This is a genomic window from Actinomadura rudentiformis, from assembly GCF_008923185.1.
GTDB classification, from domain to species: Bacteria; Actinomycetota; Actinomycetes; order Streptosporangiales; family Streptosporangiaceae; genus Spirillospora; species Spirillospora rudentiformis.
The window spans coordinates 237,173-258,195 of sequence record NZ_WBMT01000004.1 but is presented as its reverse complement, the minus strand read 5'-3'; the positions used below and the strand labels follow the sequence as shown (position 1 = coordinate 258,195).

The 21,023-nt window shown below is 70.1% G+C and carries 20 protein-coding genes; 8 read left to right on the top strand and 12 right to left on the bottom strand.

What is annotated here, in order from left to right; all coding sequences use genetic code 11:
* Positions 1–188 precede the first annotated feature (188 nt).
* Together F8566_RS10440 and F8566_RS10435 are read left to right on the top strand one after the other, a co-directional pair.
* Positions 189–1,265, top strand: a complete 1,077-nt coding sequence (locus F8566_RS10440; protein WP_151559892.1) for a methyltransferase domain-containing protein — start codon at positions 189–191, stop codon at positions 1,263–1,265.
* A gap of 129 nt (positions 1,266–1,394) precedes the next feature.
* Entirely contained in the window at positions 1,395–2,021 is a 627-nt protein-coding gene (locus F8566_RS10435) for a TetR/AcrR family transcriptional regulator (RefSeq protein WP_151559890.1), read from the top strand.
* Between the two features lie 64 nt (positions 2,022–2,085).
* On the opposite strand, the gene F8566_RS10430 is transcribed toward F8566_RS10435, so the two are convergent.
* The 6 genes from F8566_RS10430 to paaA form a co-directional block, all read right to left on the bottom strand.
* Entirely contained in the window at positions 2,086–2,832 is a 747-nt protein-coding gene (locus tag F8566_RS10430) for an enoyl-CoA hydratase/isomerase family protein (RefSeq protein ID WP_151559888.1), read from the bottom strand.
* Positions 2,833–2,938: 106 nt separating this feature from the next.
* Positions 2,939–4,030: a 1,2-phenylacetyl-CoA epoxidase subunit PaaE gene (paaE, locus tag F8566_RS10425; RefSeq protein ID WP_151559886.1), complete on the bottom strand. Its 1,092-nt coding sequence runs from the start codon at positions 4,028–4,030 to the stop codon at positions 2,939–2,941.
* Between the two features lies 1 nt (position 4,031).
* Positions 4,032–4,565 carry a 1,2-phenylacetyl-CoA epoxidase subunit PaaD gene (gene paaD, locus F8566_RS10420; protein ID WP_404800289.1) on the bottom strand — a complete coding sequence of 178 codons (534 nt, stop codon included), beginning with the start codon at positions 4,563–4,565 and terminating at the stop codon, positions 4,032–4,034.
* A gap of 74 nt (positions 4,566–4,639) precedes the next feature.
* The gene (gene paaC / locus F8566_RS10410) at positions 4,640–5,557 is read right to left on the bottom strand and encodes a 1,2-phenylacetyl-CoA epoxidase subunit PaaC (protein ID WP_151559884.1); all 918 of its coding nucleotides are present in this window, start codon (positions 5,555–5,557) and stop codon (positions 4,640–4,642) included.
* Between the two features lie 49 nt (positions 5,558–5,606).
* The gene (gene paaB, locus F8566_RS10405; protein ID WP_151559882.1) at positions 5,607–5,903 is read right to left on the bottom strand and encodes a 1,2-phenylacetyl-CoA epoxidase subunit PaaB; all 297 of its coding nucleotides are present in this window, start codon (positions 5,901–5,903) and stop codon (positions 5,607–5,609) included.
* Entirely contained in the window at positions 5,900–6,859 is a 960-nt protein-coding gene (paaA, locus tag F8566_RS10400) for a 1,2-phenylacetyl-CoA epoxidase subunit PaaA (RefSeq protein ID WP_225993037.1), read from the bottom strand. The genes paaB and paaA overlap by 4 nt, the downstream gene beginning before the upstream one ends.
* A 150-nt stretch (positions 6,860–7,009) precedes the next feature.
* On the opposite strand from paaA, the gene paaZ reads away from it, so the two are divergent.
* Positions 7,010–9,052 carry a phenylacetic acid degradation bifunctional protein PaaZ gene (paaZ, locus tag F8566_RS10395; RefSeq protein ID WP_151559881.1) on the top strand — a complete coding sequence of 681 codons (2,043 nt, stop codon included), beginning with the start codon at positions 7,010–7,012 and terminating at the stop codon, positions 9,050–9,052.
* A gap of 114 nt (positions 9,053–9,166) precedes the next feature.
* On the opposite strand, the gene F8566_RS10390 is transcribed toward paaZ, so the two are convergent.
* Together F8566_RS10390 and F8566_RS10385 are read right to left on the bottom strand one after the other, a co-directional pair.
* Positions 9,167–12,511 carry a DUF4132 domain-containing protein gene (locus F8566_RS10390; RefSeq protein WP_151559879.1) on the bottom strand — a complete coding sequence of 1,115 codons (3,345 nt, stop codon included), beginning with the start codon at positions 12,509–12,511 and terminating at the stop codon, positions 9,167–9,169.
* Between the two features lie 47 nt (positions 12,512–12,558).
* Entirely contained in the window at positions 12,559–13,068 is a 510-nt protein-coding gene (locus F8566_RS10385; RefSeq protein ID WP_151559877.1) for an Lrp/AsnC family transcriptional regulator, read from the bottom strand.
* 120 nt (positions 13,069–13,188) lie between these two features.
* Here F8566_RS10385 and pdhA point away from each other — a divergent pair, with 120 nt between their 5' ends.
* From pdhA to F8566_RS10370, 3 genes are read left to right on the top strand one after another with little or no spacing between them, the layout of a single operon-like run.
* The gene (gene pdhA, locus F8566_RS10380) at positions 13,189–14,286 is read left to right on the top strand and encodes a pyruvate dehydrogenase (acetyl-transferring) E1 component subunit alpha (RefSeq protein ID WP_151559875.1); all 1,098 of its coding nucleotides are present in this window, start codon (positions 13,189–13,191) and stop codon (positions 14,284–14,286) included.
* Position 14,287: 1 nt separating this feature from the next.
* A complete protein-coding gene (locus F8566_RS10375; protein ID WP_151559873.1) occupies positions 14,288–15,304 on the top strand; it encodes an alpha-ketoacid dehydrogenase subunit beta in 1,017 nt (338 codons plus the stop codon).
* Complete coding sequence (locus tag F8566_RS10370; protein ID WP_151559871.1) at positions 15,301–16,764, top strand: dihydrolipoamide acetyltransferase family protein; 1,464 nt, start codon at positions 15,301–15,303, stop codon at positions 16,762–16,764. Before F8566_RS10375 ends, F8566_RS10370 begins: the two co-directional genes overlap by 4 nt.
* Before the next feature lie 136 nt (positions 16,765–16,900).
* Here the strand turns inward: F8566_RS10370 and F8566_RS10365 are convergent, their stop codons facing one another.
* A complete protein-coding gene (locus F8566_RS10365) occupies positions 16,901–17,290 on the bottom strand; it encodes a MerR family transcriptional regulator (RefSeq protein WP_151559869.1) in 390 nt (129 codons plus the stop codon).
* A gap of 73 nt (positions 17,291–17,363) precedes the next feature.
* On the opposite strand from F8566_RS10365, the gene F8566_RS10360 reads away from it, so the two are divergent.
* Entirely contained in the window at positions 17,364–18,020 is a 657-nt protein-coding gene (locus F8566_RS10360; RefSeq protein WP_151559867.1) for an SDR family NAD(P)-dependent oxidoreductase, read from the top strand.
* 76 nt (positions 18,021–18,096) lie between these two features.
* A complete protein-coding gene (locus tag F8566_RS10355; protein ID WP_151559866.1) occupies positions 18,097–18,339 on the top strand; it encodes a hypothetical protein in 243 nt (80 codons plus the stop codon).
* 127 nt (positions 18,340–18,466) lie between these two features.
* Here F8566_RS10355 and F8566_RS10350 read toward each other — a convergent pair whose 3' ends face one another.
* The 3 genes from F8566_RS10350 to F8566_RS10340 form a co-directional block, all read right to left on the bottom strand.
* The gene (locus F8566_RS10350) at positions 18,467–18,859 is read right to left on the bottom strand and encodes a hypothetical protein (protein ID WP_151559864.1); all 393 of its coding nucleotides are present in this window, start codon (positions 18,857–18,859) and stop codon (positions 18,467–18,469) included.
* A gap of 321 nt (positions 18,860–19,180) precedes the next feature.
* Positions 19,181–20,278, bottom strand: coding sequence for a winged helix DNA-binding domain-containing protein (locus tag F8566_RS10345; protein ID WP_151559862.1), 1,098 nt, complete (start codon positions 20,276–20,278; stop codon positions 19,181–19,183).
* A 149-nt stretch (positions 20,279–20,427) separates the two neighbouring features.
* A complete protein-coding gene (locus F8566_RS10340; RefSeq protein ID WP_151559860.1) occupies positions 20,428–21,006 on the bottom strand; it encodes a dihydrofolate reductase family protein in 579 nt (192 codons plus the stop codon).
* Positions 21,007–21,023 lie beyond the last annotated feature (17 nt).

The window sequence follows — 21,023 nt, the reverse complement described above, 5'->3', positions numbered from 1 at the left end:
GGACGGCGGGCATTCTCGAGTGGGTCACAACACCCCGTGACCGTCCGTCCGGAGGCTTCGAGCGCGGCAACCGTCGTGCTGGGACAAGCCGGTGGAGCCGATCAGCCAAATCAGAACGGTGACCGTCCCGACAAGGGCGGCAAGCATGAGAGGGGCAAGTGAGCTCGGCTGAGCGCATCTCGTCTCTCATGAGCGAGTTTGGCGATGGGTGGCGGGGTGCGGTTGAGGCCGTGCCCCGGCACCTCTTCGTTCCTGCCCGGGCGTGGTGCGCTCCTGAGGACAGACCCGGCTACGCCATAGATCGGGCGGCCGATCCGGACCAGTGGATGGCGGCGGCCTACGCCGACGCCGCGATCATCACCCAAACAGATGATGGCGCCACCGACGCCGCTACTGGCGAGGGTGCCTCTACCTCCTCGCTGTCTGCTCCGGGCATCGTGGCGGCGTTCTTGGAATTGCTTGATCCCTACGACGCTGATGAGGTGCTGGAGATCGGCACCGGCACCGGCTGGACGGCGGGCCTTCTGGCGTACCGGCTGGGTGACGGCAACGTGACCAGCATCGAGGTGGACGCGTCGGTCATGGCGTCCGCGTCCGACAACCTCAGGAGCGCGGGACGCTCGCCCCTGCTAGCCGTCGGGGACGGTGCTGAGGGGTGGGCCGACAGGGCACCCTATGACCGGGTCCATGTGATCGTGGGCGTGCGTGAGGTGCCGCATGCATGGGTGGAGCAGACTCGCCCCGGTGGATTGATCGTCTTCCCGTGGATGCCCGGATGGGAAGGGGGCCACCGTGCCGTGTTGACCGTGGTCGGGGACGGCACGGCCATCGGGCGTTTCCACGGGGGATGCGCATTCATGATGCTGAGGTCCCAGCGTCCGCCCGTCCCGGTCGCCATGCGCGACGGCCGCCGTTCCTCGACCGACCTTGACCCCCGGCGAGTCGTCCGCGCTTCTACCGGGCTGGATGTGGTGGTGTCGGGGATGCTTCCCGGTGTCTACGGCAACCACGCAACCGACGACGACGGCTCGTTTGATCTATGGCTGTGGTCCGGTGACTCTGACGCCCATGTCCACTACGCCTCTGACCACAAGCGGTTCTCGGTCACCCAGGCCGGCTCACAGGACCTGTGGGACGAACTCCATGGCGCCTTCCTACGGTGGGTGTCCTGGGGTAGCCCGACACGGGACAGGTTCGGCCTCTGCGTGGCCCCCGAGGGTCAATCGATCTGGCTCGATTCACCGGACAACCCGATCACTCCCTGAAGTTCGGGGAAAGCTCGTTGCCGCGCTTGAGTACGACGTGGAGGACCGTGCGGTTCGGGGAGCCAGAGTTCACCGACCGGGAGTGCGGCGACAGGGGGTGGGGGAAGGGGGCGTGAGATCCTGCACCCCGTGACCACCGCCGAACCGACTCCGCCCCGCCGTCGCGGCCGTCCCGGCTACGACCAGGCGACGATCCTGCACACCGCGGTGGACCTGTTCAACCGCAGGGGGTACGACGCCACGAGCATGGGTGACCTGGCCAAGGTGCTCGGTGTGACCAAGCCGGCGATCTACCACCACTTCACGAGCAAGGAGGAGCTGCTCAAGGCGGCTCTCGACGACGCTCTCGACGAGCTCACGGCCGTGGTGGACGAGGCGTCGCGGCGGCAGGAGGGGGCGACCGCGTACGAACGGCTGCGCGAGGTGGTGCGGCGCAGCGTCGAGGTGCTGGTGGCTCACCAGCCCTCGGTGACACTCCTGCTGCGCGTGCGCGGCAACAGTGCGGTCGAGCTGGCCGCCCTCGAACGCCGGCGATGGCTCGACGAGCGGCTCGCCGAGCTGGTCGCGGCCGCGGTGGCGGAGGGAGCCCTGCGCGCCGACCTGGCGCCGACACTGGTGAGCCGGCTGCTCTTCGGCATGGTCAACTCGCTGGTCGAGTGGTACCGCCCGCACGGCGCGTTCACGCCCGCCACGGTCGCCGACGCGATCGCCGCCGTCGCCTTCGACGGCCTCACCAGCTCGAACACCCGGCCCTGAAGACCTTGAGCTCGGGTCCCGCAAGCCGGCCTCGACTCTCACTCACCTTGGCAGGGTGTGGTGGTCATGATTGCTTGCGGCGGTTGAGGAATGCCGTCATGCGGTCGTGCTTGTCGGCGGTCTCGAACAGCACCGCCTGCGCGAGCTCGTCCACGAAAGGGTGGGCGTCCCTGGGGGCGTGGAACACCGCCTTGGTCAACCGGGTCGCCAGCGGCGCCCGCGCGGTGATGCGGTCGGCGAGCCGGTGCCCGGCCGCGAGCAGGTCGTCCGGCTCCACGACTTCGTTGAGCAGGCGTACGGCCTGCGCCTCGTCCGCCGAGAGCACGCGGCCCGCGAGCAGGATCTCCTTGGCCAGGGGCTCTCCGACGAGGTCGGCGAGGCGCCAGGCGGCACCGGCCGCAGCGAGGATGCCCAGGTCGGTCTCGGGGTTGCCGATCTTCGTGTGCGGGGTGCCGATGCGGAAGTCGCAGGCGTAGGCCAGCTCGGCCCCGCCGCCCAGCGCGTAACCGTCGACGAGCGCCACGGTCGGCATGGGCAGCCGGTGGATCCGGTCGAAGATCCTGGAGTTGATGCCCTGGAGCGCGTCGTCCCGGCGCCTCTCGCGGAGCTGGGCGATGTCGGCTCCCGCCGCGAAGGCCGGGCCCTCCCCGGTGAGGAGAACGACGCGCGGCTCCTCCTCGACCGCGGCGCACGCCTGGTGGAGCGCGCGGACCATCTCACGGTCGATCGCGTTGCGGGCCTCAGGCCGGTTGAGCCGCCACACGACCCGGTCCGGGCCCTCCTCGATGATCAGGTTCGTGTCGGCGGTCATGGGCGTTCCACCAGCGGGGCACTGCCGGCGAGTGCGATCGGCGTCCGGGCACCGGACACGACGAAGGCTTCGGTCACGGAAAGGCTCCTGCGATCGAGGGTCGGAATCAGGCGTCGTAGTCGACGGTGACGTGATCGCCCGCCGGGAACGACTGGCAGGTGAGGACGAATCCACCGTCGATCTCGTCCTGTTCGAGCGCGTAGTTGCGGCGCATGTCGGCCTCACCCTCGCGGACGATGGCACGGCATGTGCCGCAGACGCCACCCTTGCATGCGAACGGCATGTCGGAACGCGACGTCAGGGCGCCGTCGAGGATCGTCTTCTCGCGGGACACCGTCGAGGTCACGCGGCGGCCGTCCAGCACCGTGGTCAACTCGGTCGTCGCGCCGGACGGGGGCGCGTCGGCGGCACGCCGGGGCTGAGGCGGCGGCGCGTCGACATAGAACAGCTCAACATGGACGCGGCCGGCAGGAACGCCGAGGTCGGTGAGCACCGTCCGTGCGTCCTGGACCATCTGGAACGGGCCGCACAGCCAGACGTGATCGAAGACCTCCGCGGGGACGAGGCCGGTGAGCAGCCGCCGAAGCTTGTCCGCGTCGAGCCGCCCGGAGAACAGCTCCACGTCGCGCGGCTCACGGGAGAGCACATGCACCACCTGGAGCCGGGGCCCATACCTGTTCTTGAGGTCGCCGAGCTCCTCGGTGAACATCACCGTCCGACCCGTCCGGTTGCCGTACAGCAGCGACACCTGCGCCCCTGGATGAGTCAGGACCGTGGACGCGACCGACAACATCGGGGTGATGCCCGATCCCGCGGCGATGCACAGGTGGCGTTCGCCGAGCTCGGGGGCGGCCTGCCAGGCGCCGGTCGGGGGCTGCACCTCGATCCGCGTGCCGGGCACGACCTCGTTCACGAGCCACGAGGAGAACAGGCCGCCCGGGATCTCGCGGACGCCGATGCGCAGTGCGTCACCGGCGGGTGCGCAGATCGAATAGGACCGGCGGTGCTCCCGGCCATCCAGGACGCGGCGGAGGGTGAGCGACTGGCCGGCGCGGAAAGCGTAGGCCTCGCGCAGTTCGGCGGGCACGGCGAAGGTGATCGCGGCAGCGTCCTCGCACAGCCGGTCCACCGCCGTGACCGTCAGCGGGTGGAACACGGCCGACCGGGACGGCGCGGGAGCGGGCGCGGACGTGGTCAACTCAGATCTCCTTGACGTGCTCGAACGGTTCAAGGCACTCGGTGCAGGAATAGAGGGCCTTGCACGCGGTGGCGCCGAACTCCGACGTGAGACGGGTCGCCGCCGAGCCGCAGCGCGGGCAGGCAGGCGCGGCACGCCGGGTCTGCCCGAGCGTGAGCGCCACCGGCCCCGGCGGGCGGGGCGCCGGTCCCGGCGGCGACACACCGGCCTCGCGCAGCGCGGCCCGGCCGCGCTCGGAGATCCAGTCGGTGGACCAGGGCGGCGTGAGGACGACGCGTACCTCGACGCGCGGGAACCCGGCGTCGTTCAGACGGCTGACCAGGTCGTCGCGCATGGTGGCCAGGGCCGGGCAGCCCGTGTAGGTCGGCGTGATCGACACGATGACCCTGTCCTCGCCCTCCGGCTCCGGCCGTACGACGACGTCACGCAGCACGCCGAGGTCGGCAAGCGTGAGCATCGGCATCTCAGGATCACGAACCTGCGCCGCCACCTCAGCAGCCCGCCCCTGCACGGCCACCACCGCCTGCTCCTGCACGGCCACCACCGCCTTCTCCTGCACGGTCCCCACCGCCTTCTCCTGCGCGGCCACCACCGCCTTCTCCTGCGTGGTCACCAGCGACCGCTCGGGTGGGCTCGGGCGACTACCTGCATCTCGGCGAGCAGGCGGCTGAGTGATTCGGTGTGCAGGCCGTCGCGGCCCATTCGGCCTCTGACTCCCGCCAGTGGCGCGCCTTCCGGGCGGTCTATGCCGCTGACGGCGAAGACCTGATCGAGGACGGCGTCCATCTCGTCGCGGTACGAGGACGAGTCGACGCCGGCACCGCTCTCGGCAAGTGCCTGATCAACCGGATGCGTCCTGGCAAGCTCGGGATAGAACGGCCACAGCGCCTCCAGTGCGCCCAGGAGCCTGCGGCGCGATTCCTCGGTGCCCTGCGCGAGGGTGAGGAACCAGCGTCCGGCCCAGTCGCGGTGGTAGGCGACCTCCTTGACGCCCTTGGCCGCCACCGCCGCCAGTACTGCGTCGGTGCTCCCCTGCAGCCGTTCCAGCAACGCGAGCCGCGCCACCGAGAACAACAGCAGGCGGACGACGACGTGCGCGAAGTCGCCGTTCGGCACCTCGACGAGGCGTACGTTGCGAAACTCCCCGGCTTCGCGGAAGAAGGCGAGCGCGTCCTCCGCGGGCACGGGTGAGCCCTCGGGGAGGGCAGGGACCACGCCAGGGTCCGCGGCCGCGGCCCGCGTCAGCAGCAGGCGCGCCTGTCCGAGCAGGTCAAGGGCCATGTTCGCCAGTGCGATGTCGTCTTCGAGATCCGGTGCCCGGCTGCACCACTCCGACAGGCGCTGGGACATGATCAAGGCGTCGTCGCCGAGCATGAGGCAGTACTCGGCGAGCAGGGCGGCGTCGGTTCCCTCGGGCACCGTGGTGTCGACGCCGGCCAGCGGGTCCTCGAAGTCGGTGCCGAACGCCCACTGGGAGGAATCCCCGCCGAGCAGGCCGTCGTAGACGCTGCCGTGGTCGTCGCTCATGGTGGTCCTGGTCTCCGATCATGCGGTGGGGCGGGCGGGCGCGCGGCGGTCACATGTGGGGCACGTTCTCAGGGATCTCGTAGAACGTCGGGTGCCGGTAGACCTTGTCGCCGTTCGGCGCGAACAGCGGGTCCTTCTCGTCCGGGCTGGACGCCGTGATGGCGTCGGCCCGCACGACCCAGATGCTCACGCCCTCGTTGCGACGCGTGTAGACGTCACGCGCGTGCCGCAGCGCCATCGCGTCGTCCGGAGCGTGCAGCGACCCGACATGGACGTGGTTGAGCCCCCGCTTGCCGCGCACGAACACCTCGTACAACGGCCATTCCCTGCGATCACCGTTCGTCATCGGACCTCCTCCTCGGTCGAACGGGCCGCGAACGCTGAGGCCGCCTCGCGTACCCAGGCGCCGTCCTCGTGCGCGGCGCGCCGGTGGGCCAGGCGCTGGGCGTTGCAGGGGCCGTTGCCGCTGATGACCGCGGCGAACTCCTCCCAGTCCGGCTCGCCGAAGTCGTAGTGGCCGCGTTCCTCGTTCCAGCGCAGTTCGGGGTCGGGCAGCGTCACCCCGAGCGCCTCGGCCTGCGGGACGCTCATGTCGACGAACCGCTGGCGCAGCTCGTCGTTGGAGTTGCGCTTGATCCCCCACGCCATCGACTGCCCGCTGTTGGGGGAACGCTCGTCCGGCGGGCCGAACATCATCAGCGACGGCCACCAGAACCGGTCGACCGACTCCTGGACCATGGCGCGCTGGGCGTCGGTGCCGCGCATCATCGTCATCAGCAGCTCGTAGCCCTGCCGCTGATGGAACGACTCCTCCTTGCAGATGCGGATCATGGCGCGGCCGTACGGTCCGTAGGAGGTGCGGCACAGCGGCACCTGGTTGCAGATCGCGGCGCCGTCGACGAGCCAGCCGATCGTGCCGACGTCGGCGTAGGACAGCGTCGGGTAGTTGAAGATCGACGAGTACTTCTGCCTGCCCGTGAGCAGCAGGTCGGTCAGTTCGGCGCGGGAGACGCCGAGGGTCTCGCACGCGGAGTACAGGTACAGCCCGTGCCCGGCCTCGTCCTGCACCTTGGCCAGCAGGATCGCCTTGCGGCGCAGGGAGGGCGCGCGGCTGATCCAGTTGCCCTCCGGCTGCATGCCGATGATCTCCGAATGGGCGTGCTGGGCGATCTGGCGTACGAGCGTGCGGCGGTAGGCCTCGGGCATCCAGTCCCGGGGCTCGATGCGGTCGTGGCGCGCGATCGTCGCGTCGAACGCGGCCTGGAGCCGTTCCTGCGGCTCCGGCTCCACCGTCGTCGTCACTGGGTCCCTCCGCACGTCGACGTATTTACTTACCGATCGATCAGTAATAACGTGGCACGAGCCGGCACCTCCGCGCAAGTGGTGCCGTGGACGGATGTCGGAGAGCACCACCGGGGGTCACGACGACGGGCCCCTCGGAGAGGAGACAGCGTGAGTCCCATGCTGGAGAGCTATGCCGCCGGACGATGGTTCCGCGCCGCGGACGAGGGCGAGCCCCTGCTGGACGCCGCGACGGGTGAGGAGGTCGCGCGCATCTCGAGCCACGGCCTGGACGTCGCGGCCATGGTCGCCCACGCGCGCCAAGCCGGTGGCCCCGCGCTGCGGGCTCTGACCTTCCACGAGCGGGCAGCGCTGCTCAAGGCGCTCGCCAAGCACCTGCTCACCCGCAAAGACGAGCTCTACGCGCTGTCCGTCCGTACCGGCGCAACCTCGCGCGACACGATGGTCGACGTCGACGGCGGCATCGGCACGCTGTTCAGCTACGCGAGCAAGGGCGCACGCGAGCTGCCGAACGACACGATCGTCCTCGACGGCAGCCTGGAACGCCTGGGCAAGGGCGGCACTTTCGTCGGCCAGCACATCTACGCGTCACGGCCAGGCGTCGCGGTCCAGATCAACGCCTTCAACTTCCCCGTCTGGGGGATGCTCGAAAAGCTCGCCCCGGCGTTCCTCGCCGGCCTGCCGACGATCGTCAAGCCCGCGAGCCAGACCGCCTACCTCACCGAGCTCGCCGTCCGGCAGATCATCGAGTCGCAGATCCTGCCGGAGGGCACCCTCCAGCTGCTCGCCGGCGGCGCGTCCGGCCTGCTCGACGCGCTGACCATCCAGGACAGCGTCGCCTTCACCGGCTCGGCGCACACCGCGGGCATCCTGCGCCGCCACCCGAACGTGCTGGACGGCGGCGTCGTCCTCGGCGTGGAGGCCGACTCGCTCAACTGCTCCATCCTCGGACCGGACGTCCAGCCGGGCGACCCGGAATTCGACCTGTTCATCAAGGGCGTCGCCACCGAGATGACGGTCAAGGCGGGCCAGAAGTGCACCGCCATCCGCCGCGTGCTCGTGCCTGAGCCGATGGCGGACCCCGTCATCGAGGCCCTCTCCGCACGCCTCGCGAAGGTGACCGTCGGCGACCCGCGCAACCCCGACGTGCGGATGGGCGCGCTCGCGAGCCTCGGCCAGCGCGACGAGGTGACCAAGGCCGTCGAAGCCCTCCGCTCCAGCGCCGAGATCGTCTTCGGCGACCAGAACGCGACCCTGCTCGACGGCGACCCCGAACGCGGCGCGTTCATGACCCCTCTCGTGCTCCATGCACGTCCCGGCGCCACCGAGCCGCACGACGTGGAGCCGTTCGGCCCCGTGAGCACCGTGCTCACCTACGACGGCCTCGACTCGGCGATCGCCCTCGCGGCCCGCGGCAAGGGCAGCCTGGCCGCCTCCGTCGTCACCCACGACCCCGACGTCGCCCGCACGATCGTGCTCGGCCTGGCGCCCTGGCACGGCCGCGTCCTCGTACTCGACCGGGACGACGCCCAGGAGTCCACCGGCCACGGCTCCCCGCTGCCCGTCCTCGTCCACGGCGGCCCCGGCCGTGCCGGCGGCGGCGAAGAGCTCGGCGGCATACGCGGAGTCCTGCACCACATGCAGCGCACCGCCGTCCAGGCGTCCCCTGACCAGCTCACCGCCGTCACCGGCCGATGGACGACAGGATCCAAACACCTCCCGTCCGACGTCCACCCGTTCCGCAAGTCCCTGGCGGACCTGCGCATAGGCGACACCATCACCTCCGCAACCCGCACGGTGACGCTGGACGACATCGAGCACTTCGCCGACTTCACCGGAGACACCTTCTACGCGCACACCGACGCCGAGGCCGCCGCGCGCAACCCCCTCTTCGGCGGTATCGTCGCCCACGGATACCTGGTCGTGTCCCTGGCCGCCGGGCTCTTCGTTGACCCGGCGCCCGGACCGGTCCTCGCCAACTTCGGCGTCGACGGCCTCCGCTTCGTCACCCCGGTCAAGGCCGGCGACACCATTCAGGTCACCCTGACGGTCAAGCAGATCACCCCGCGCACCAACGCCGACTACGGCGAAGTCCGCTGGGACGCCGTGGTGACCAACCAGGAAGCCCAGCCAGTAGCCACCTACGACGTGCTGACCCTCGTGGCCAAAACCTGGCCTGCCTCCGACTCCTGAGAGGACGGCACCACCCGCGCCCCGGCGGCCGTCCGTTTCGGCGCGGCGCGGGTGGATCGCCGCACCCACGGGACGGCACGACCTGGGTGTCCTACTTGTTCACTGGGAACGTTTTCACTGGGCGCCTTCCGTCAGGTGGGTGAGGTCGGCGAGGATCTCGGAGGCCGAGACCGGGTCCAGTTCTCCGTCGTAGGTGATGGACACGAGCCGCTGATCGGGGAGCGCCTGCACCGAACCGCTGTAGATCCCGGGATCGAGGTCGATGACCACCGAGCCGCCGCGGAAGGGCCGGAAGATCCTGGGTTCGACTCCCCCGTCCTCCGGCATGCCGCGCTCCCAGCCGCGTCGTTCCAGGCCGAGCAGCGCGCCGACCGGCACGACGCGGCCCTCGAAGCGGGCGAGCCGACCGCTCCGTTCCTCCTCGGCCAGCGCGAACACGGGCCGCGCGAGCTGCGGGAACGGCTGGATGATCTCGTAGTCGGCGAAGGTCTCCGCCCACTCGGTCAGTGCGTCCCCCAGCAACACCGGGTGAGCCAGGCGGATGTGCGCCGCCTCCGGCGGCGTCAATGTCTCGTCGTTCACATCGGCGAACGTCCGATCCTCGGCCAGGCGGAACGCGCTCCCGTCCGCGAGCCAGACGAGCCGCCGCACGAGGTGCCAGACGAGCGGGTGCTCGACCAGGTGCCTCCGGAACTCGGCGAGCTGCCAGGTCCGCCCGGTCACCATCGCCCATTCCAGCCGCCGCAGCTGGTCGGCGGCGATCGTGCGCACCTCCTTCTTCAGCCGGCCGAACGTCGCGTGCGCGGCGGGCGCGAGCTCCGGGTCGTCCTTGGCCCCCGGCTTCGGGAGCGCCTTGAGCCGCGTGCCGTCCTGGTGCATGACGAACGGCCGGAGCTGCTCGTCGAACCCGACCGTGAAGCGACGCGGCCCGAAGTCGAGCTCCATGCTCCCGTCCGGATCCAGCCCCAAACGCGGAACGAGGCGATCGCTCAGCTGCGCGGTGCTCAGCTGCATCCGGTCGGCCACCTCGTGGAGCTTCTGGTACGCCTCCCCCTGCAGGGCGGCGAACTTCGCCCGCCGGGCAACGCCGTCGAGCAAGGTCAGCGCGCTCTCCGACCCGATCCGCGCGAGCACGTTCACACCCTTGACCGCCTTGGCGTGCCCGCCGTGTCCCGGCCAGGTGTGGATGAGAGGCGCGAGGCGCCGGGCCGCCTCATCGTCGCCGAACCAGCCGAGCGCGGTCAGCGCCCACGCGTCCGCGGCCGCCTCGCCGTGTCCGTGCCAGCGTTCGAACAGGGCCGAGACGAACGCGGCCAGCGAAGCAGCGTCGCACGCCTCCCGGACGATCTCGATGCCCGGGTCCGGTTTTTCGGGCGTCGACAGCGCCAGGATCGTGAGGACGTGCGCGACGGCGGTGTCCGGGAGCGCGACGGCGGTGTCCGGGAGCGCGCTCTCGCGGCCGTGCCGGAGCACCTGCGGAAGCGTCGCCGGATCGGCCCAGGCAGGAAGCTTCGGGAGCTTGGGCGGTGTGAGGCTCGCCTGGTCCTTCTGCAAGAGCTGTCCGACCGCCTGGGCCGCCGCTTCACCGTGCGTTCGGGCAGCCTCCACGACAGCGTCGCGGCCGATTTCACGGGCGAGGTGATGAAGCGCGAACTCGGCGGCGGTGCGTTGCTTCCCGCGCTTGCCCAGCGCGCTCGGTACCAGGAGCCGCGCGGCGTCGCCACCGTGCCGTGCGAACCAGGCCGTCGCATGCTTGCGGGCCGTCTTGACCCGTGACAGCCAGTCGGCCATCACCGTCGCCACCTCGGCGTCCAAGAACGGGACAAGCAGCTCTCCGACGGGTCCCGGACGCTTCCTGGCGTATGTCAGGGCGATGTGCAGGGCGTCGAGCTCGAACCGGGCGAGCACGACCTTGAGCCACTCTTCCGGATCACGGGGTGCGGACCCGTTGCGGTCGTCGAGCTCGAAGTCCGCCAGCAGCGGCCGGACGAGTGTGTCGGGAGCCATCGTCAGCACACCGAGCTGGCTGCGGCCGCTGGTGAACTGCTTGGCCGCGAGAGCGGCGACCCGCTCCTCCCACACCTTCATGGGCGCGCGTTGCGGGACGGCGTCCCAGCGGTAGTCGTGGTGCTCCACGCCGCCAGCCCATTCGCGCGGCTGAGGCAGCCGACGCTCCCACCACCACCAACGCTCGCGTTCACCGTCCGCCCATCGAACCTCGCGCAGATCCGGGACGGTGAGGCCGTCGATGACGAGCGGCTTCGGCTTCTTCTCAGCCCGCGCCCACGGCGGCTCCACCAGCAGGGATGGCAATTCGTCCGGGCCGGCCACCCGAACGCGGGCGGTCGTGCCGAGAATGCGTTCCACCTGGGCACGGGCTTCCCCAGGCAGAACGGGCAGGGCCGCCGTAGCCAGCTCCCGATGGTGCTGAACGTGCTCGTCCAGCAGTTCGGTGGCCCCGGCGGCGGCCAGCTCGCGCATGGCGCGCACCGGAAAGCGGTCCATCGCCTTGGCGAGCGCGGCGTTGACCTGCGGGCGGTCGTCGCGGCGCGCCACGAGTGCGGCGAACGCCTCATCGGACGGCAGTACGCTCAGCACCTCCAGCAGGGCTTTGCGGCGTGGCGCGGAGTCCATCATCCGGCCCAGCGCGTCGGCCATCAGCGGCGTGCAGGCGACGCCGACTCCTTCGGCGAGCGAGTTGAGGACCTCGGGGTGGAACGCGTCGGGCAGCGTGACCCTCATCCAGGAGCCCAAGATTTCGACCTGCTCGGCCGCGCCCAGCGAGGTCAGCAACGGGATCCGCGCGCGCTCTTCCGGCGGGTTGGCGCAGCACTCGGCCACCCAGTCCTGCCGGGTCGGCACGAGGAACGCGGCAAGGAGCCGCTGCCGGGGGATGCGGCGGAGCCCCGCCAGCCGTTCCACGGCCGCGTCGTAATCCTCTTGGGCCGCGGCCGCCAGCAGCGCCCTAACGCGGGCAGCACCGTCCGGCACATCGAAGCTGTGACTCCACCGCGCCGAGACGGGGGCGAACTTCACGTGGTCGGGCCGATGCGAGGCGTTCGTGCCCCTCTCCAGGCCGTACCACTCGAGTACCGCGCATGCCGCGAACGGCAAGCCATGGACCTGCGTCCAGGCGTCCACGAACTCCACGGCCGTCTCGCGCGGCGTGCCCCAGCTCGCCGCCTCCGCCACCACGGCCGCGCCGAGCGGATCGGGCTCATCGGCCAGATAGGCGCGCGCGTGCTTGACCAGCTCCGGATCGGTACCGTCGTGGAGGAGGGCGGTCTCGACCTGGACCCGGCCCTGCTCCAGACGGAGGTGGACGGTCTTCTCGGCGTCCGCGTCGATCGTGATCTTGGGGCCGGGGGAGCCGCCGCGGCGGGGGTGGATGCGGCGGCGCCAGCCCTTCGGGATGACGAGGGTGTCCTCGTCGGGAAGCGGCGGGGGATGATCATTCATGCCGCCCCACATTAGAGGCGTCCCGCTGCCGGCATGCCCGGAGGGTTTCAGCCCTGGCCCGCTCCCCAGTCGGCGCCTCGGCCGCGGGCTTCTTCGAAGACCAGCCACGTGCGGGTGCCGCGGATTCCGGGGATGTCCTGGATGCGTTCCAGCACCACGTGCCTGAGCGCCTCGTTGTCCGGGGCCCTGACGAGGACCAGCACGTCGTAGTCGCCGCCGACCATCGCGAAGTGCTCGATGTAGGGGATCTCCTGGAGTCTGGCTGTCACTGCGCGCCAGGAGTTCTGCTCGATGGTGATCGAGACGTATGCGCTGGTGCCGAGGCCTGCCTTCTGCGGCGCGAGCTCGGCGGTGAAGCCGGTGATCACTCCGTCGTCCATCAGGCGGGTGAGGCGCGCGTAGGCGTTGGCGCGGGAGATGTGGACCCGTTCGGCGAGGGCCCGGACCGAGATCCGGCCGTCGCGCAGCAACTCGGCGATGATCGCGCGGTCCACCCCGTCCAGCCGGTCGGCAGAATGTCCCAGCCGTCCCCCCGTTACAGCCCCGTCCTCCGACATTTGGCCTCCTCAGGGTATGGAGCTGAGCTATTTGTCGCCCATTGTGCCCGGTGTCTTGAACGGATGGTCGCCAGTGAGGACGCTTTGCCTGTCAAGCGTCCAAAGAAAGCGAGCGCCGCCATGCCCGTGGGGACCCATGACCAGACGGTCGACGATCTTCTTCCCGCAGTCGTTCCGGTGCGTTTCGTCGCGGAGGACGGCACGGCCGTCGAGCCGCCCGAGGGCTACGCGGCGCCGGCGGACGAGCAACTGGTGGAGGCGTACCGCCGGATGGTCCTGGGCCGCCGCTTCGACCGGCAGGCGACCGCGCTGACCAAGCAGGGCAGACTCGCGGTCTACCCGTCCAGCCGCGGGCAGGAGGCCTGCCAGATCGCCGGCGTGCTCGCGCTCCGCGAGGACGACTGGCTGTTCCCGACCTACCGGGACTCGGTGGCCCTGGTCTCCCGCGGCGTCGATCCCGTCGAGGTGCTCACGCTGCTGCGCGGTGGCTGGCACTGCGGTTACGACCCTGCGACCACGCGGGTGGCGCCTCAGTGCACGCCGCTGGCCACCCAGACCATCCACGCGGTCGGCATGGCCGAGGCCCTGCGCCGCAAGGGCGAGGACTCCGTCGTGATGGCCTTCATCGGCGACGGCGGCACGAGTGAGGGCGACTTCCACGAGGCGCTCAACTACGCCGGTGTTCTGCGTGCCCCGGTCGTGTTCTTCGTGCAGAACAACAAGTACGCGATCTCGGTGCCGCTGGCCAAGCAGACCGCGGCTCCCGCGCTGGCCTACAAGGGGATCGGTTACGGCATCCGTTCCGAGCAGGTGGACGGCAACGACCTCGTCGCGGTTCTGTCCGTCCTCACCGAGGCCGTGCGGCACGCCCGAACGGGAGGCGGCCCGTTCCTGGTGGAGGCGCACACGTACCGCATGGACGCCCACACCAACGCCGACGACGCCACCCGGTACCGGGAGGACGACGAGGTCGAACGCTGGGAATCGGCCGACCCTCTCCCCCGCCTGGAGACCTATCTCCGCGGACGGAGCCTGCTCGGCACGGAGGACATCGCCGCCGCGCACGATGCCGCCGAAGCGTTCGCCTCCCGTCTGCGCGACGAGATGAATCTCGACCTGGAGACCGACCCGCTTGAGCTGTTCGACCACGTCTTCGCCGACGCCACGCCGCAGTTGCGCGAGCAGCGGGCACAGCTGGCGTCCGAGCTGGAGGACTGACATGACCGCGATGACGATGGCGCAGGCACTGAACGCGGCGCTGCGGGACGCGTTGCGCGAGGACGAGCGCGTGTTGATCTTCGGCGAGGACGTGGGCCCGCTGGGCGGCGTCTTCCGCATCACCGACGGGCTGACCAAGGAGTTCGGCGAGGACCGGTGCTTCGACACCCCGCTGGCCGAGTCGGGGATCGTCGGACTCGCCGTGGGCATGGCGATGGGCGGCTTCCGGCCGGTGGTCGAGATGCAGTTCGACGCGTTCGCCTATCCGGCGTTCGAGCAGATCGCCTCGCACGTGGCCAAGATGCGCAACCGCACCCGCGGCCGCGTGCCGCTGCCGCTGGTGATCCGCATCCCGTACGCGGGTGGCATCGGCGGCGTCGAGCACCACTGTGACTCCAGCGAGGCCTACTACGCCCACACGCCGGGCCTGAAGGTCGTCACCCCGGCGACCGTGGACGACGCGTACTGGCTGCTGCGCGACGCCATCGACGACCCCGACCCGGTGATCTTCATGGAGCCCAAGCGGCTGTACTGGTCCAAGGACGAGGCCACTCCCGGCGATCGGCGCGCTTCGAGCTTTGGTCGAGCGGCGGTACGGCGCGAGGGCCGCGACGCAACGCTGGTCGCCTACGGCCCCAGTGTCCCGGTGGCCCTCCAGGCGGCCGAGGCGGCGGCCGGGGACGGCATCTCCCTGGAGGTGGTGGACCTGCGCACGATCGTCCCGTTCGACGATGAGACCGTCGTGTCGTCGGTGCGCAAGACGGGCCGCTGCGTGGTGGTGCAGGAGGCCCAGGGGTTCGCCGGAGTGGGCGCGGAGATCGCGGCGCGCGTGCAGGAACGCTGCTTTCACTCGCTGGCGGCTCCGGTGCTGCGCGTCACGGGATTCGACATCCCCTACCCGCCCCCGAAGCTCGAGCACTCGCACCTGCCGGACGTCGACCGGATCCTCGACACGGTCGACCGGCTCCAGTTCGACGACGAGCCCGACGTCCTCCACCTGGCCCGGGAGGCATCATGACCATAGCTACCGCACGGCAGGTGTTCCGCCTGCCCGACCTCGGCGAGGGCCTGACCGAAGCCGAGATCATCGAATGGAAGGTCGCCGTCGGCGACACCGTCGAGATCGACCAGATCGTCGTGGACGTCGAGACCGCCAAGGCCGTGGTCGAGGTGCCTGTCCCCTACGCCGGAACGGTCATGAAGCTGCACGCCGACACGGGCGCCGTACTGGCAGTGGGCGAACCCCTGATCGAAGTCGCCGCCAATGAGCCCGCCCCCGCAGCGGCTCCAGACATCGATCCCGCCGCAGCCCGGTACCGCGAAGAGGAACAGGCAGGCTCCGGCAACGTCCTGATCGGCTACGGCACCGGCCACACCTCCGGCCGACGCAAGCGCCGCCGCAGCTCCCGCGTCCCCACCAGCGACAAGACCGCCGCCACCCGGCAGACCCCCGACCAGCACGCCGCTGACCGGCAGGCCGCCGATGTGCGCGCCGTTGACAGGCAAGCCGGCGGGCATCAGGCGGTCGACGTGCAGGACTTCGGTCGGGACGCTGCCGTGCCTGCGCCGCAGTCCTCCTCGTCCTCCGTTGAAGCCGAGCCGAGCCACCCACCTCGCGTGATCTCTCCGCTTGTCCGAAGGGTCGCCCGGGAGCATGGGGTGGACCTCGCCGCCATCCGTCCCACCGGGCCGCGCGGAGTGATCTTGCGCCGCGACGTCGAGCAGGCGATCGCCGACATGCGCACGCCGCCCGTGGCACCCGCGACGCCGCTCAGGCCTTCCGAGACAACCGAACGCATCCCGCTGCGCGGGCTTCGCCGTGCGGTGGCCGACAAGTTGAGCCGCAGCCGCAGCGAGATTCCCGACGCCACGACCTGGGTGGACGTCGATGCCACCCGCCTGCTCGACGCGAAGAACGCCCTCCAGCAGGCTCGCCCCGACCTGGGCATCGGGTTGCTCGCCATGCTGGCCCGCATCTGCGTGGACGGCCTGCGGCGGTTCCCCGAGCTGAACTCCTCGGTCGACACCGGCCGCGCAGAGATCGTTCGGTACGGGCACGTCAATCTCGGCTTCGCCGCGCAGACCGACCGCGGCCTGGTCGTGCCGGTGGTCCGGGACGCGCACCTGATGACGACCGCGCAGCTCGCCGCCGAACTCACCCGGCTCACGGGACTGGCGCGCTCGGGCGGGCTGCCACCTCAGGCACTGACCGGCGGAACGTTCACGCTCAACAACTACGGCGTCTTCGGCGTGGACGGATCAACGCCGATCATCAACCATCCCGAGGCGGCCCTCCTCGGCGTGGGCCGCATCATCGACCGCCCCTGGGTGATCGACGGCGCGGTCACGGCACGCAAGATCACCCAGCTGTCCCTCACGTTCGACCATCGGGTCTGCGACGGCGGCACCGCCGGCGGCTTCCTGCGCTACGTGGCTGACTGCGTCGAGAATCCCGCGATCCTTCTCGCCGACGCCTGACGGGTTGCGCCCGGACGCGCGTCCCGTTGCACGATCACACCAGGCGTCCCGGCTGGCGATGGATTGCGCCGTTCCTGCTGACCCGCATCGCCGCCGGCCCGATCCTGGGCGGTCCGTTGCGCGGGCATGGAGCTGATCAGGTGGCGGGCTCGGGTAGCGCGCTTTCGGCCTCCTGGGGGGCCGTGTCGAGAAGGGCGTCCAGCATTCGCTGGGAACTCTCGAGGTGGTTGATCGTCTCGGTGATGTGGGCGCGTTCGCGCCGCAACTCCTCGATGAAGGTCGGGCAGCCGGCAGGCACCCTCAGCACGTCAGAGTCGTGCACGCAATGCACGACTCTGGCGATGACCGAAGTGGAAAGCCCGGCGGCGAGCATGGCCCGGATGTGGCGCACCGTTGCGACGTCCGCCTTGGCGTACTCGCGGTAGCCGTTGTCGAGCCGGACCGGCGTGAGCAGCCCCTGCTCCTCGTAGTAGCGCAAGAGCCGCCTGCTCACCCCGGTCTGGTGAGCCAGATCACCGATTCGCATGCCTTGACCTTCACATCGATGTGACGCCTTACCGTCCCCAGTATCGCTGACGATGAGATGTGAGGAGCCTTCGATGCCGGGTGCAGTGATCATTGGTGTGGGTCCGGGAATCGGCCAGGCGGTGGCCCGCCGGTTCGCCGGGGAGGGGCTGCCGATCGCGCTGATCGCACGGAGCGAGCAGACGCTGCGTGCCGTGGCCGGCGCGGTCGCTCCCAGCGGTGTTCCGGCCGTCACGCTGAAGGCGGACGCCACCGACCAGGCAGAGTTGAACGCCGCACTCGACAAGGCCATCAGCGAGCACGGCGTGCCAGATGTCGCTGTTTACAACGCCGCACTCATCCAGGCGGACGCGCCGGGCGAGCTGTCGGTGCGCGGCCACATGGAGGCATGGGCGGTCAACGTCGTCGGCGCCCTCAACGCCGCAGCTCACCTTGCGCCGGCCATGGCGGCACGCGGCAGCGGAACGTTCCTCATCACAGGCGGCATGCCCGAGCCCAAGCCGCAGTATGTGAGTCTCTCGCTGGGCAAGGCAGGCGTGCGAACCCTTGTCACGCTGCTCGACCAGCAGTACGGATCTTCTGGAGTGCACGTCGCGAGCGTCACCGTCGCCGGTCCGGTCGCCCCCGGCACCGACTTCGACCCCGACGACATCGCCGAGCACTACTGGCGGCTGCACACTCAGCCACGACACCTGTGGGCTCACGAAGCGCTGCACGCCGGCCGCTCCTGAAGAGCGGCCGCGTACGCCCGCTGGTCGCCGTTTTTCGCATCTATCCCGAATGCGCCAAAAGGAGGACACTCTCCCCATGGGCCACGGGCGTTACCTGATCGGACCGGACGGCCTGCGGGTCGACGTGATCACTCTCGATGACGTCCAGCTGACCCTGGCGCGCAACTGGTGCCCGGACGCACGCAAAGGCCAGCAGCTTTATCTGGTCACTCGCAACGGCGCCCTGCTGGCCTACTGCGCCGACATCGAGGAGCTCACCGAGGTCGTCGGAGATCTCACGCAGCTCCACGGCCCGGCCGCCGGCGAGGACGTCGGCTGAGCCGGACCTGATCTCACGTCGCATCCTGGCGGCGCGAGCTGTCTGCTCATCGAAACTCCCCGCATACCGAGCAGCGGTATGCGGGGAGTTTTCTTGCTCACTGAAGGCGCGGTTCGCTACTGCGCGTTCAGCTGTTGAACGTGACGGTTCCGCGGCTGACCGTGGTGCCCCGCTCACCCCAGTACGACCAGATCTGGGCGCGGTACTGGGTGTCCTCGTAGGCGGTGGCCAGGCTCCGGCACGTGGGGCCGGAGGTGCCGCCGCTGGAGTAGTTGACGTTCTTGTCCGTCCAGTGGTGGCTCGGGCCGGACCCGTTGACCGGGGTCAGCTTCACCGTCACCGAACGCAGGCCCTCGGTGTTGTAGGCGTGCGCGCAGAACTGGTCCGTATCGTCCTTGTAGCTGACGGTGCCGTCGCCGACCGCCTTCGAGAACGAGTTGGCCAGCGCGGGCTGCGCGAGCGTCAGGCACGCCGTCGCAACGCCGGCGCCCACCACGGCGGTCCTGAGGAGCTTCTTCATGGTTCTCCTTCTGACTGGAGTGGATCATGGTCCGTCCGTTGCTGATCTTGAACCAGCGGGCCATTCCAGCAAAAGATCTTGAACGCACTGTTCGTCGGCTCGTCACCCGCCCGTAGGCATTCGTCCCCTGAGTGAACACTCGGGGCCGAGGGATGCGCCCGATCCGGACGGTCCGGTGGACCACCTTCGGAGCATTCTGATCGCGACGGCGAGGCGCCAACGACTACACCACGTGCCTACGGCATTTCCTTGTGTGGCTCGTAAGGCCCATCTTGTAGCCATGTCGAACGCTTGCGTGGTGGCCTCTTGCCGCGACCTTCATCAGGCGATCTGGACGTCGTGGCTGTCGTTGTCGGAGAGGAACGATGCCAGCGCCTGTCCCTGATCGGCGACGGCGGTGCGTTCGGCTCGGGAGAAGCCGCGCAGCGGGGTGACGACCACGGTGCCTTCCTTGACGTCCCAGGTCGCGGCCACCCTGCCGTCAACCAGGACGACGCGCGCGCCGGTGACCGACAGGCCGCGGTGGGCGTCATCGATGATCCGGCTGCGGTCGTGATAGCCGAGGATCGCGTTGTCGAACGCCGGCAGGAACCGTACCGGGGCGGGTGTGTCAGGGTCGGGACGCGGCGCGTCGGGGAGGTCCAGCAGTTCCCGGCCGCGCTCGTCGCGGAAGGTGATGAGCTCCTCGCGTACCGCGGCCACCGCGTTCGGCAGTCCGGCCAGGCCGCACCAGGCTCGCAGGTCGGCCGAGGCGGCTGGGCCGAACGCGGCAAGGTAGCGCCGCACCAGCGCCTCGCCGACCGGATCGGAGCCCTGCGGGGCCGGTGGGTCGATCTCACGTCCCAGCCACGAGGAGAGCAGGACGTTGCGTACTCCCCCTTTCGTTCGCCACAGCCCGCGCGGTGGCATCTGCACGACCGGGATGAGGGCGCCGAACAGCATCTCCCCCAGCGCCCGCGGCCCCGCCGCAGGCCAGCGCTCAGCCAGCGCCCGGCCGAGCTCGCCCATCGAACGGGGCTCGTCGTCAGCCATGATCGCCCGGCCTGCCGCCGCCAGCTCGTCCAGGTCCAACCCGTCGAGCTCGCGGCGGTAGACCCCGAGTACGCGCTGGCGCAGCATGGCGTCGTGGCGGGCTCGCCAGGCCAGCGCGTCCTTGGCGGTGACCAGGTGAACGGTCCGGCGCATGAGGTGCATCCGTACCACGCTCCGCCCGTTCAGCAGGTCCGAGAGCACCGCAGGGTCGAACGCGCGCAGCCGGGACCAGAGCCCGACGAACGGTTCCTGCGGTTCCTGCGCCTGCAGGCCGCACAGATGCGCGACGGCGTCGACGACCGGCATGTCGGCACGATCGAGCAGCAACTGCCGGGCGAGCGTCGCACGGTTGAGCGCCCGCGTGTCGAGAACGTTCCGCGAAGTCATGCCGCAACTCCCCTCGCGCGGTTGTGACCGGTGGCGTGCCGGCGCCGCCCAGGCAGTGGAGGCCGGCCTCCTGGCGCATTCTTGTCGTTGTCTGGCACGAGACGACAGTCGCAGGGGAATAGGACAGGGAGTGTCCGCTTCGCCCGGACTCAGGCGTGCAGGGTGGGCTGGTAGATGAGTTCCTGGGTGTGGCCGTCGAGTGTCCGGCTTTCGATCAGCTGAAGGTCGAAGTCGGCCGCTCCGTGGAAGACCGGGTCCAGCCCTGTCCGACCGGTGATCACGGGGAAGATCGTCAGCTGGACGCGGTCGACCAGACCGGCGGCCATGAGCGCCCGGTTCAGCGACAGGCTGCCGTGCGAGCGCAACGGCACGTCCGACTCCTCCTTGAGCCGGGAGACGACGTCGACGGCGTCGCCGCTCACCAGGGTCGCATCCGGCCAGTCGAGGGGTCCTTGGAGTGTGGTCGACACCACCGTTGCCGGCAGGCTCATCATTCGGGTGACCCATGGGTCACGGACGCCTGACTCCTCGGTGCTTGAGGTCAGCATCTGCGCGAACGCCCGATAGGTGTCGGCCCCGAAGAGCATCCGCTGCTCCTGCTCGTACAAGGCGAGGCGGTGCTTGAGCAGCTCGGGGCCTTGCTTCCCCCAGTAGCCGCCCCAGTTGCCGCCGGCAGCGCCGAAGCCGTCGACGCTGGAAAAGACGTCGAAGGTGTAGGTAGCGGTCATGGCACTCTCCTCGGGTT

Bases quoted from the DNA above. Each gene is read 5' to 3' on its own strand.
- F8566_RS10340 (WP_151559860.1), bottom strand. From the start codon at position 21,006: ATGACCGCTACCTACACCTTCGACGTCTTTTCCAGCGTCGACGGCTTC.
- F8566_RS10365 (WP_151559869.1), bottom strand. From the start codon at position 17,290: ATGCGAATCGGTGATCTGGCTCACCAGACCGGGGTGAGCAGGCGGCTC.
- paaC (WP_151559884.1), bottom strand. From the start codon at position 5,557: ATGAGCGACGACCACGGCAGCGTCTACGACGGCCTGCTCGGCGGGGAT.
- F8566_RS10390 (WP_151559879.1), bottom strand. From the start codon at position 12,511: ATGAATGATCATCCCCCGCCGCTTCCCGACGAGGACACCCTCGTCATC.
- F8566_RS10385 (WP_151559877.1), bottom strand. From the start codon at position 13,068: ATGTCGGAGGACGGGGCTGTAACGGGGGGACGGCTGGGACATTCTGCC.
- F8566_RS10350 (WP_151559864.1), bottom strand. From the start codon at position 18,859: ATGAAGAAGCTCCTCAGGACCGCCGTGGTGGGCGCCGGCGTTGCGACG.
- F8566_RS10370 (WP_151559871.1), top strand. From the start codon at position 15,301: ATGACCATAGCTACCGCACGGCAGGTGTTCCGCCTGCCCGACCTCGGC.
- F8566_RS10345 (WP_151559862.1), bottom strand. From the start codon at position 20,278: ATGACTTCGCGGAACGTTCTCGACACGCGGGCGCTCAACCGTGCGACG.
- F8566_RS10360 (WP_151559867.1), top strand. From the start codon at position 17,364: ATGCCGGGTGCAGTGATCATTGGTGTGGGTCCGGGAATCGGCCAGGCG.
- F8566_RS10375 (WP_151559873.1), top strand. From the start codon at position 14,288: ATGACCGCGATGACGATGGCGCAGGCACTGAACGCGGCGCTGCGGGAC.
- pdhA (WP_151559875.1), top strand. From the start codon at position 13,189: ATGCCCGTGGGGACCCATGACCAGACGGTCGACGATCTTCTTCCCGCA.
- F8566_RS10430 (WP_151559888.1), bottom strand. From the start codon at position 2,832: ATGACCGCCGACACGAACCTGATCATCGAGGAGGGCCCGGACCGGGTC.
- F8566_RS10355 (WP_151559866.1), top strand. From the start codon at position 18,097: ATGGGCCACGGGCGTTACCTGATCGGACCGGACGGCCTGCGGGTCGAC.
- paaB (WP_151559882.1), bottom strand. From the start codon at position 5,903: ATGACGAACGGTGATCGCAGGGAATGGCCGTTGTACGAGGTGTTCGTG.
- F8566_RS10440 (WP_151559892.1), top strand. From the start codon at position 189: ATGAGCGAGTTTGGCGATGGGTGGCGGGGTGCGGTTGAGGCCGTGCCC.